This is a genomic window from Paenibacillus vietnamensis (genome assembly GCF_020169515.1).
GTDB classification, from domain to species: domain Bacteria; phylum Bacillota; class Bacilli; order Paenibacillales; family Paenibacillaceae; genus Pristimantibacillus; species Pristimantibacillus vietnamensis.
Genome location: NZ_JAHMHW010000007.1, coordinates 231,464 through 241,552, shown reverse-complemented (window position 1 = coordinate 241,552; position 10,089 = coordinate 231,464). Strand labels below are relative to the sequence as shown.

Annotated in this window: 11 protein-coding genes; all 11 read left to right on the top strand. The window is 54.3% G+C overall.

Features of this window, described 5'->3' with window-relative positions; all coding sequences use genetic code 11:
- The first annotated feature begins 213 nt into the window (after positions 1-213).
- The 11 genes from KP806_RS16285 (at position 214) to KP806_RS16235 (ending at position 10,083) form a co-directional block, all read left to right on the top strand.
- Positions 214-1,065 (top strand): sugar phosphate isomerase/epimerase family protein, encoded by an 852-nt coding sequence (locus tag KP806_RS16285; protein WP_224724764.1) that lies wholly within the window; start codon positions 214-216, stop codon positions 1,063-1,065.
- 74 nt (positions 1,066-1,139) lie between these two features.
- Positions 1,140-1,589 carry an SRPBCC family protein gene (locus KP806_RS16280; RefSeq protein WP_224724763.1) on the top strand — a complete coding sequence of 150 codons (450 nt, stop codon included), beginning with the start codon at positions 1,140-1,142 and terminating at the stop codon, positions 1,587-1,589.
- A gap of 217 nt (positions 1,590-1,806) precedes the next feature.
- Entirely contained in the window at positions 1,807-2,034 is a 228-nt protein-coding gene (locus tag KP806_RS16275) for a DNA-binding protein (RefSeq protein WP_224724762.1), read from the top strand.
- A 186-nt stretch (positions 2,035-2,220) separates the two neighbouring features.
- Positions 2,221-2,421, top strand: coding sequence for a cold-shock protein (locus tag KP806_RS16270; protein WP_224724761.1), 201 nt, complete (start codon positions 2,221-2,223; stop codon positions 2,419-2,421).
- Between the two features lie 98 nt (positions 2,422-2,519).
- Positions 2,520-3,152, top strand: a complete 633-nt coding sequence (gene msrA / locus KP806_RS16265; protein WP_224724760.1) for a peptide-methionine (S)-S-oxide reductase MsrA — start codon at positions 2,520-2,522, stop codon at positions 3,150-3,152.
- Positions 3,153-3,262: 110 nt separating this feature from the next.
- Positions 3,263-4,183, top strand: coding sequence for an aldo/keto reductase (locus KP806_RS16260; RefSeq protein ID WP_224724777.1), 921 nt, complete (start codon positions 3,263-3,265; stop codon positions 4,181-4,183).
- A 286-nt stretch (positions 4,184-4,469) separates the two neighbouring features.
- Entirely contained in the window at positions 4,470-4,832 is a 363-nt protein-coding gene (locus KP806_RS16255) for a VOC family protein (protein ID WP_224724759.1), read from the top strand.
- Positions 4,833-4,932: 100 nt separating this feature from the next.
- On the top strand, positions 4,933-5,265 hold the full coding sequence (locus KP806_RS16250; protein WP_224724758.1) for a thioredoxin family protein: 333 nt from the start codon (positions 4,933-4,935) through the stop codon (positions 5,263-5,265).
- Between the two features lie 384 nt (positions 5,266-5,649).
- Entirely contained in the window at positions 5,650-7,308 is a 1,659-nt protein-coding gene (locus tag KP806_RS16245; protein ID WP_224724757.1) for a response regulator, read from the top strand.
- Positions 7,305-9,107, top strand: a complete 1,803-nt coding sequence (locus KP806_RS16240; protein ID WP_224724756.1) for a cache domain-containing sensor histidine kinase — start codon at positions 7,305-7,307, stop codon at positions 9,105-9,107. Before KP806_RS16245 ends, KP806_RS16240 begins: the two co-directional genes overlap by 4 nt.
- Positions 9,097-10,083: a substrate-binding domain-containing protein gene (locus tag KP806_RS16235; RefSeq protein WP_224724755.1), complete on the top strand. Its 987-nt coding sequence runs from the start codon at positions 9,097-9,099 to the stop codon at positions 10,081-10,083. The genes KP806_RS16240 and KP806_RS16235 overlap by 11 nt, the downstream gene beginning before the upstream one ends.
- The last annotated feature ends 6 nt before the right edge of the window (positions 10,084-10,089 follow it).

Below are 10,089 nucleotides of genomic sequence, written 5' to 3'. Positions count from 1 at the left end.
CCTCCATAAACACCTCCATAAACACCTCCATAAACACCTCCATAAACACCTCCATAAACACCTCCATTCCAGCGTAGCATGATACGACGGTGTTATTAGGTAACACTTGATAACATCTCACTACTTTCGAAAATAGGAAGGTTGTGGATTTTTTTCGTTAAACATGGTTTATTGATACTAGCATGGACAAGCAGGATACGAGGAGGAACACCGATGTTTAAGTATAGCTTTGATACGCTGGTTTATCATGGAGAGGATTTTGCGTCCAGCGTAAACCGTTTGTCCAAATTCGGCTATGATGCGATTGAGCTGGTCGGAGAGCCGGATTATTACGATTTTAAGCAGGTAAGGAAGCTGACGGCGGAGAGCGGGCTGAAGGTTTCCTCGATTTGCTCGATTTATAACTCGGAACGCGACTTGGGTCATCCTGATCCAGGCATGAGAACGCGTGCCGTCGAATACGTCAAGCGGATCGCCCGTATGTCGGCCGAAGTGGGCGCTCCGACGATGATCGTTGCACCGGCTGCGAATATGCGAATCAAAGAGCTGGGCAGCCGGGAGGACGAATGGAAGTGGGCGGTTGAAGGCATCCGCGAAGGAGGCGAGTATGCGGCTAAGCTCGGAGTCAATCTTTGTATCGAAGCCTGGAACCGTTATGAGACCTATATGCTGAACCGTCTGGATCAGGCCGCCGCCATGATGAAAGAAGTAGATCTGGCAAATGTGGGCATAATGGGGGATACGTTTCACATGAACATTGATGAGGCGAACGTTGCGGAAGCGATCCGGCAAGGCGGCAGCGCCCTGATGCATATCCACCTGGCCGACAGTAACCGCGCCGCGCCGGGATTTGGGCATACCGATTTTGTTCCGGTCATGCAGGCCCTGCTCGATATTGATTACAAAGGTTATGTCACATTTGAAATTTTGCCGGCTGCAGCCGATCCGTTCGGCGTGTTGAGACGGGGCGGCGCGCCGGAGTTTTTCGACGAATACACGCAGAAATCGATCGGGTTCATCAAAAGCATTGAGAAATCGTTAAGGAATCAGGAAGCGGACGTCTAATCGTTAGTGGAAGAACGCAAGCTCAAACCTAATTACAACCGAAAGGTAATCATAAAAGAGGTGGATCAACCCAAATGGTGGATGTCATAACTGAAATCGTCATCAACCGTCCCCGCAGCCAGGTTTCGAAATACACAGCCGATCCGGATAACGCTCCGGAATGGTACGCGAATATTCAATCTGCCGAATGGCTTACCGGAAAACCGCTGGCTGTCGGGTCCCGTATCGCGTTCAAAGCAAAGTTTCTCGGACGGGAGCTTGCCTATGTATATGAAATCACGGAATACGTATTGGGACAAAAACTTGCAATGAGTACGGCTGATGGCCCTTTTCCAATGGAGACAGTATACACGTGGGACGACGCGGGGGAAAATGCAACGAAAATGACTCTTCGAAACAAAGGGAATCCGAGCGGGTTTGCCAAGGTGTTTGCAGGGCTTATGCCATACATGATGAAACGCGCAAATAACAAGGATCTGAGGAAAGTAAAGGGAATACTTGAGAGCGGCAAACCGGACTCATAAATTGCCGAAAACGGCAATACATTCCCTCAATACTGTTCTGTACGGCTCATGATGGTCTTCCTCGCGGATGATGGCCGCCGAGTTGATGAGCGCACGGTGAAGTGCCGCAAGATGCGTTGACGCCTTTTTTTGTTTCGTTTGTTTTACGTATGTTCCGGATCGGCTATGCTATAATGAAAGGTATTCCGATCGATTAGGAATAAGAGAGGATGCCCGGATGCAAGCTTTTGAAGACTGGAACCTGAAAGTGAAGAAGACGTTTAACGCAACAAGCAACGAAGTTGTATTAACCCTGACTGAGGCGGGAAAATCGCTAGGCCTCTCCAAAGATAACATGAAGCTGTATGTGGATAAACATAATTTAACCAAAGTTCCCATAGCGAGAAGCGTTCACAGATACCTGCTGCTAAAGAGCGAAATAGATGAAATAGCAAGAAACGGATAAAGGGATGCTCAACATCGAATTTCCAATTTGTTTTTTTGCTAATTCTATAATTGTGTGTTATAGTTAGCCAATCGTATATGAGACATTGAGGAGTCACATATTAGAAAGGGTTGCGATGCTGCCTTTTTCGGTATGTGGCTTTTTTATAAATCGTCTATGTAAAATTTATCTTTAGGAGGAAATCTAATGCAACAAGGTACAGTAAAATGGTTTAACGCAGAAAAGGGCTTTGGTTTTATCGAGGTGGAAGGCGGCGACGATGTATTCGTACATTTCAGCGCAATCACTGGCGACGGCTTCAAATCGCTTGACGAAGGTCAACGCGTAGAGTTTAACGTCGTTCAAGGCAACCGCGGAAAACAAGCCGAAAACGTCGTAAAGCTTTAAGATCCGGCAACCCTGATTAAACTCCGGGAAGCATAAATAAAAATTCACAACCGATTCGGTTGTGGATTTTTTTGTTTATAAAAAAGGGGGGTGAATGCATGCAAAAACCGCATCAAACCGTCACGTTAGGCATGGGCTGCTTCTGGAGTCCGGAAGCTCTGTTCGGCCATTTGCCGGGAGTGCTCCGGACACAGACGGGTTACGCCGGCGGGACGACGCCGGATCCGGTGTACCGCTCGATGGGCGATCATACGGAAACGGTCCAGGTTACCTTTGATCCGGAGCTCATCAGCCTGCAGCGGCTGCTTCACGTCTTCTGGGACAACCACAATCCGGTTAATATTAACGGCTACAAAGGGCGGCAGTATCAGTCCTTGGTGCTGTACAGCGACGATGAGCAGCTTGACACGGCACGCGAGGTGATCCGGGAGCGAGCCGCTCGCGGCAAAGGAGAGCCCGCGACAGAGCTGGCGCCGTTGTCTGTCTTTTATCCTGCCGAGGACAGGCATCAGAAATATTACCTCAAACGATTCCCGGACGCGATGGAGAAGCTTGCCGCCTTATACCCGCAGCCGGACCAGCTGCATGACTCGGCTGCGGCGGCCCGTTTGAACGGACTCGCGAAAGGCTGCACGAGCCTGGAGCGCATTTTGCGCGATATCCGGGATTGGCCGGCAGACTGGGGCGAAAAGGAGCGGATCATCGAGGCCGTCAGGCAAATCAAATGGTAAGCGCCGTGCGTGCGGAGGGGCAGTCTGCGCGCGGGGCGCTTTTTTCTGAGGGCACAAAAGGAGTATAATGGATGCTGCAGGGCAAAACCGAATGGGAAGAGGTGTCGATTTTGAAGTACAGAAGACTGGGAAGCACGGAATTGAACGTATCGGTTATCGGTATCGGAACCTGGCAGTTCGGCGGGGAATGGGGCCGGGAGTATACCCAGGAGGAAGCGGACGCTATCCTCGATAAGGGGCATGAGCTTGGCATTAACCTTATTGATACGGCCGAATGTTATGGCGACCATCTTTCGGAATCGCTCATCGGCGACTACATAAGCCGCCGCAACCGCGGGGATTGGATCATCGCGACCAAATTCGGACATCATTTTCACGAGCGTTTTACACGCACGGACGTATACGATGCGCAAGGCGTAATCGCACAGCTCGATGCTTCGCTTAAAGCTTTGAAAACGGACTATATCGACTTGTACCAATTCCATTCCGGTCCCGACCAGGCGTTCGATAACGACGAGCTGTGGACGGTGCTGGACAAGCAGGTAGAGGCGGGGAAAATCCGTTTCCTCGGAACCTCGATCGGCAGCAACGATAACTTGCATCAGACGGAGGCGTCCTCGAAGGTCAATTCCCGCGTGATTCAAGTGGTATATAACAGGCTCGACCGCAAGCCGGAAGAGAGAGTATTCCCGTCCTGCATCGAGCAGGATTTGGGCGTGCTTGCGCGCGTACCGCTCGCCAGCGGGTACTTGAGCGGCAAATATAAGCCGGGGGCAGTGTTCGGCAGCACCGACGTGCGCCACCGCCACGATGCGGAAGGCACGCGGCTTAAGCTGCAGGAGGTCGAGCGGATTCAGCGCGAGGAGGTGCCGCAGGGCACGGACATGGCGAGTTGGGCACTCGCATGGTGCCTGAAGCATCCGGCAGTTACGGCTGTAATTCCGGGCTGCAAGGATCCGGCGCAGGTGGAGTCGAACGCGAGAGCGGCCGAGCTTATCGAGGAGGCCCACCCGCAGGAAGTCCGCGCATAGCAAGGGCAAGTATGCTGTAGGCGGGTTAGCTCACCGAAGAGACGTATCCGCAGAAAACGAATTAATAGACGTATGCAAGTATTCTTATGGAACAAACCTGACCGCGCGCGGTCGGGTTTGTTCCATTTCCCTGATCGATGCGATCTTATCCTATCCGCAAGCAAAGATGGCTCCCCCATGAACTAGGAAGAACCGAGCTGGAACGCAAGCTGGCGGAGACGGAGGAGATCGGTGCGGCTCGGGACTTCTGTAAATTGACTCAATGGAATGAAGGAGGAGCGTAAGCATGATCACAAAAATCGCAACGACAGCTATATATGTGGAGGACCAGCAGAAAGCCAAAACGTTCTGGGTGGAAAAGGTCGGCTTCGACCTGATCCGCGAAACGCCGATGGGACCGGGCGGCTCGTGGCTGGAGGTGGCGCCGAAGGGCGCGGCCACCGCGCTCGTTCTGTACCCGCGCTCCATGATGAAGGGCTGGGAGGCGATGAAGCCGTCGATCGTATTCGAGTGCGACGATATTGACGCCGCTTACGAGCGCATGTCGGGCAGCGGCGTGAAATTCGAAGGCGCGCCTCAGCAGATGCAGTGGGGCAAGTATGCGCAGTTTTATGACGAAGAAGGAAATATGTATGTGTTGAAAGGGTAAAATGTCCGGTCAAGCGAGCCTCCCTGCCGCATTCATGTTATGATAGTCGTAAAGAGGGTCTGGACCCTACTATTCGGAGGAAAGGAACGATCCGCTGCTCATGACTATTCGGGAAATCGAGGAGGATGCATGGCTTCGCTTGGACCGCATCGGCAAGGGGCGGGACGCGCTGTTTTTTTCTTCGCCTTTTTGCGGCACCTGCAAGGTGGCCGAACGGATGCTGGAGGTCGTGCAGGCGATGCAGGTTCCGGTCACTTTGTACAAAATAAATATTAACCATGCGATCAAGCTGCGCAGCGCCTGGAAAATTGCCAGCGTTCCCTGTCTGGTAATTTTAAAGGACGGAGAGCCTGAGCGCTTTGAATATGCGATGCGTTCCGTCGAGCATATTTATACGTTTCTGAAATACGAAGGACTGGCAGGTGCGGAATAACTGTATTTCGTGTATCTAATTTTGATGTATTACCCGTTTTGCAGAAAATAACTGTATTGAATGTATATAAATCATGGTAAATCGCTATTCTGAGGCATTTCGGTCGAATTAGATACAATGGATCCAGTTATTATAAAATGAGCGTGCTTACAAAAGAAATAAGGACATAAAAGGCATTTATTTTCGAAAAGGGTGCCGTTCCATAAAAATCCCCATCCGGGCAGGATGGCGGATTTTTTTTTATTTTAAAAATAGAAGAATTTATTAATTTTTACATCTATAATATGACCGGAGCGGATAGCCGCAGTTGCATGGCAAATAATATACCATTATCCGCTTATTCGTATGTGAAAGACAAACATGGGCAAAACAGGGGGAATTCCGTTGTATAAAGTACTGCTTGTCGACGATGAAGCGGATGTGCGGGAGGGGCTGGTGCGTGAAATCGACTGGGAAGGGAGCGGCTTCACGGTCGCGGGCACCGCGGAAAACGGGAAGGAAGCGATCGAGCTGGCGGAGCGGCTGGAGCCGGACGTCGTCATCACCGACATCAGCATGCCGTTCAAGGACGGACTGCAGCTGGCCGAATGGCTGAGGCAGCATCAGCCGCTTGTCAAAATCGTCATCCTGACCGGCTACGACGAATTCGATTATGCCAGGCAGGCGATCAGGCTCAGCGTAGACGAGTATTTGCTGAAGCCGTTTTCCGACTGTAGCTTTACGGAGCTGCTGCTCAAAATCAGGGCGAGAATCGAAGCGGAGGTCGCGGAGCGGGAGGATGTCCGGCAGCTGAAGGAGCATTACCGCACGAGCCTTCCCCTGCTGCGCGAATCGTTTCTCGCTTCTCTTCTGACGCGCAAGCTGCCCCGTACGAAGATCGAAGAGAAGACGGTCAATTACGGGCTGCAATTGAACGGGGCGCGCTATATGGCTGCTGTCATTGCGCTGCATCCGGCCGACGAGGGAGAAGGGAAGGGCACGGAGCATTCGCTGCGGCATTCCGGCGACCTCGATCTGATGCTGCACGCCATGCTGAACATCGCGAAGGAAATTTGGGAGCAGGCCGGCCTTGGAAGCGTATTCATACATCAGGACAGCATTGCCTTGCTGGCGATCGATGCCGGGGGCGACGAGCCGGCATGGCTGCGCAGAATGCAGGAGACGCTGGAAAGCGTGCTGAAGAGCATCGTTCACTATTTGAAGCTTCCAATCACGATCGGCGTCGGCTCAACGGTCACCGACCTCGCGGATTTGAAGGATTCGTTCGGCGGTGCGCTGCTGGCGCTCGATTACCGGCTTGTGCTTGGTGCGGGCAGGGTGATTTTTATCCATGACGTCGAAAATCCGACGAACAAAAAGCTGCGCTTCGATGAATTGAAGGAGCAGGCGTTAACCCGCAGCCTGAAGGTCGGCACGAACGAGGAGCTGGCGGACGCGGTGGCATCCGTCTTCGCAGAGCTTCAGGACCCGGCTTACGCTTACAGCGACATCCAGGTGTATTTGCTGGAGGTTGTCACCGCCGTTCTGCGCACCGCGCAGGATGCCGATGCCGATCTGGACGAGCTGTTCGGGGCGGGCTTTCAGCTGCATGCGGAAATTTTCAAGTTTTCCGGACTGCAGGAAGCGCAGCGCTGGTTCCAGGAGCTGTGCCTGCGCATCATGAAGCACATTTCCAGCAGGCGGCAGCATTCGTACAAGGACATCGTCGAGAAGGCGATCCAGTATACGAAGGAACATTACGCCGATCCGGACATCTCGATTCAAAGGCTTTGCTCTCATTTGCATATCAGCACGGGATATTTTAGCGGCGTCTTCAAAAAAGAAGTCAAACTGACGTTCGTGCAGTACCTGATGCACATCCGCATGGAAGCCGCCAAGGAGCTGCTGCGCGCGACCGGGCTGAAGGCGTTTGAAATCGCGGAGCGGGTCGGCTTTGCCGATCCGAATTATTTCAGCTTCTGCTTCAAAAAGCAGGTCGGCATATCGCCGAAGGAATACCGCAGCCGCGCAGATGCAGTCGGCGAGGGGGAGGGCGGCGCATGATCTCCGCGATCCGGCGTCAAATGAAGAAGCTGCAGGCGGGCAGCATCCAATCGATTATCATGTGGTCGTTTTCGGTCTTTATTCTTGTCATTGTGGTTATTGTGGCGGTGCTTTTGTACGATAAATTTTCGCGTACGGCGGAGCGGAACGTGTTTCTCAGCACGCAGCAGATTGTGGATCAGGTGAGCTTTAATCTGGAGGATTACGTGGACGGCATGGCCCAATTGTACCGCGCGATCGAGGAAAATATGCTGGTGGGCGGCCAGTGGGACGACCCGCTGGTGACGAAGCAGCTGGATACGATCATGAGAAGCCGGGACGACATCGTGTCGATCGCGCTGTTTGACGACCGCGGCGAGCTGCTGCGCAACCACCCGCAGGCGCAGGTAAGGGAGAGCGCCCGCGTATCCGCCCAAAGCTGGTTTCACTCGGCGATGCGCGTGCCTGACCATCTGAGCTTCTCGCTGCCGCATGTTCAGAATCTGTACGACGATACCTATAAATGGGTCGTTTCCATGAGTAAAGGAATTACCGTGGAGCATAACGGGGTACCGACACATGTCGTGCTGCTGGTGGATATCAATTTCAAAAAAATCGACGAGCTCAGCAGCCGGATCAGCCTCGGCAAACGGGGATATGTCTATATCATCGACGAAGGAGCGGGCAATATCGTATACCATCCGCAGCAGCAGCTGATCTATATGGGGCTGCGCAACGAAAGCGTCGAGAAGGCTTTGACGTCCTCGGACAGCTATATCGACGAGGCTGAGGGCGTGAAGCGCCTGAATACGGTGCAATCCGTCGTCAATATCGGCTGGAAGGTGGTCGGCGTTTCCTATTTGGACGAAATCATGACGACGCGCGAAGAGGTGAACCGTTATATGGTTCAGGTCGTCGCGCTTGTGCTCGCTTTTGCGTTAGTGGTCTCCATGCTGCTTTCCGCCATGCTGACGCGCCCGATCCGGCGGATGGGCAGAACGATGAAAGCGGTCGAGCGCGGCGATTTTAACGTGGAGCTTCCGCTGAGCGGGCCGCTCGAGGTGGTTCAGCTGTCCAGCCGCTTCAACCTCATGCTCGATAAAATCCGGCAGCTGATGAAGCAGATTGTGCTCGAGCAGGAATCGAAGCGCAAGTATGAGCTGGAGGCGCTGCAGGCGCAAATCAATCCGCATTTTTTGTACAATACGCTCAATTCGGTCGTCCGGATGGTCGGCATGAGCAAAAACGAAGAGGTCATCACGATGATCACCTCCTTGTCGAAGCTGTTCCGCATCAGTCTCAGCAAAGGGAAAACAACGATCACGGTAGGCGAGGAGCTTGAGCATGCAAGGCATTACCTGACGATTCAGCAAATGCGCTTCAAGCGGAAATTCAACTTCGCCATCGAGGCTGACGAAGCGGTGCTGTCCTGCTACACGCTGAAGCTGGTGCTGCAGCCTCTGATCGAAAATGCGATCGTCCACGGCATCGAATACCTCGTGGACGAAGGCCATATCCGGGTCAGCGCCCGGGAGCGGGAGGGACGCCTTGTGCTGGAGGTTGCCGACAACGGCGTAGGCATGCCGCAGCGGCAGGTCGAGCGCTTGCTGGGAGCTCCGGAGGACGGGGTGGACAAGCCGAGCTCGTCCGGCGGCGGCTCTGGCGTTGCGGTCCGAAATGTGCATGACCGGATTCGGCTTTACTACGGCGAGCCGTACGGCCTGGAGTTTTGGAGCGAGCAGGAAGAGGGGACGACGGTCCGGATCAATATTCCGCTTATAAAGGAACGAAGCGAGGAGGCGCGCGAGGATGAGGAATAGACGGGATGCAGGCACATGCAGCTTTCTGCTCGCCATATTGCTGCTTGCTGCCATAGGGCTTGACGGCTGCTCGTCGCCGCGGCTTGGCGATGATGGGGAAAGCCTGAAGCGGATCGTGCTCGTGGCGCCCGTTCATGCGGAGGAGCAGGGCGATGCGATGGAGCATGGCGCCGATGCGGCGGCCAAGGAGTTCGGCGCTGAGCTCGATTATATTTCGTTTGGCCCGGACGAGGATGCCAAGGAGCAGCTGGAGGCGGCGCTGCAGGCCGTGGAGGGCGGGGCTTCCGCGGTATTGATCGATCCGGCGAACGAAACGGTGCTGAAGGAGCTGGCCGAACGGGGGCTCGCGGCCGGCGTGCCGGTCGTCGCGCTGAACGAGGAGCGCAGCGCAGCGGGAGTGATGGCTGCGATATCCATCGATAACGAGGAGGCCGGACGGCAGGCCGGAGAAGCGCTTGCGGAGCTGCTGGATGGCAGCGGCACGGTGGCGGTCCTTCATTCGGACCGAAGAGACCCCGACTTGGAGAGTCGCGAAGCGGGCGCAAAAGCTGCGCTGGCCGAATATGCCGGCATACAAGTTATCGACGGCGGGGCCTGCGGCAATTTGCGCGACGCCTGCTGGCAGGCCGCCAAAGTGCTGCTCGACAGTGAGCGGGTTAACGGCATACTGGCGCTTGAAAGCAAGGCCTCGCTTGGAACCGCCGATGAGGCCATGCGCCGCGGGGTGCAGGGGAAGCTGAAGATCGTCACCTTCGGCAGCGAGCTGGACCAGCTGGAGCTGCTGCAGGACGGCATCCTCCACAAGCTTGTCGTCCAGAACGGCTTCAGCACCGGTTATCTCGGTGTGAAACAGGCCGTTGAGCTGCTGAAGGGTGCCGGGTTCGAGCAGCCGACCGTGCTTGAGACGAAGGTCATTGACGCGGACAATATGTTTTGGATGGACAATCAGAAGATGCTGTTCCCGTTCGTCAAATAGGGAAAT

Bases quoted from the DNA above. Each gene is read 5' to 3' on its own strand.
- KP806_RS16285 (WP_224724764.1), top strand. From the start codon at position 214: ATGTTTAAGTATAGCTTTGATACGCTGGTTTATCATGGAGAGGATTTT.
- KP806_RS16280 (WP_224724763.1), top strand. From the start codon at position 1,140: ATGGTGGATGTCATAACTGAAATCGTCATCAACCGTCCCCGCAGCCAG.
- KP806_RS16275 (WP_224724762.1), top strand. From the start codon at position 1,807: ATGCAAGCTTTTGAAGACTGGAACCTGAAAGTGAAGAAGACGTTTAAC.
- KP806_RS16270 (WP_224724761.1), top strand. From the start codon at position 2,221: ATGCAACAAGGTACAGTAAAATGGTTTAACGCAGAAAAGGGCTTTGGT.
- msrA (WP_224724760.1), top strand. From the start codon at position 2,520: ATGCAAAAACCGCATCAAACCGTCACGTTAGGCATGGGCTGCTTCTGG.
- KP806_RS16255 (WP_224724759.1), top strand. From the start codon at position 4,470: ATGATCACAAAAATCGCAACGACAGCTATATATGTGGAGGACCAGCAG.
- KP806_RS16250 (WP_224724758.1), top strand. From the start codon at position 4,933: ATGACTATTCGGGAAATCGAGGAGGATGCATGGCTTCGCTTGGACCGC.
- KP806_RS16240 (WP_224724756.1), top strand. From the start codon at position 7,305: ATGATCTCCGCGATCCGGCGTCAAATGAAGAAGCTGCAGGCGGGCAGC.
- KP806_RS16235 (WP_224724755.1), top strand. From the start codon at position 9,097: ATGAGGAATAGACGGGATGCAGGCACATGCAGCTTTCTGCTCGCCATA.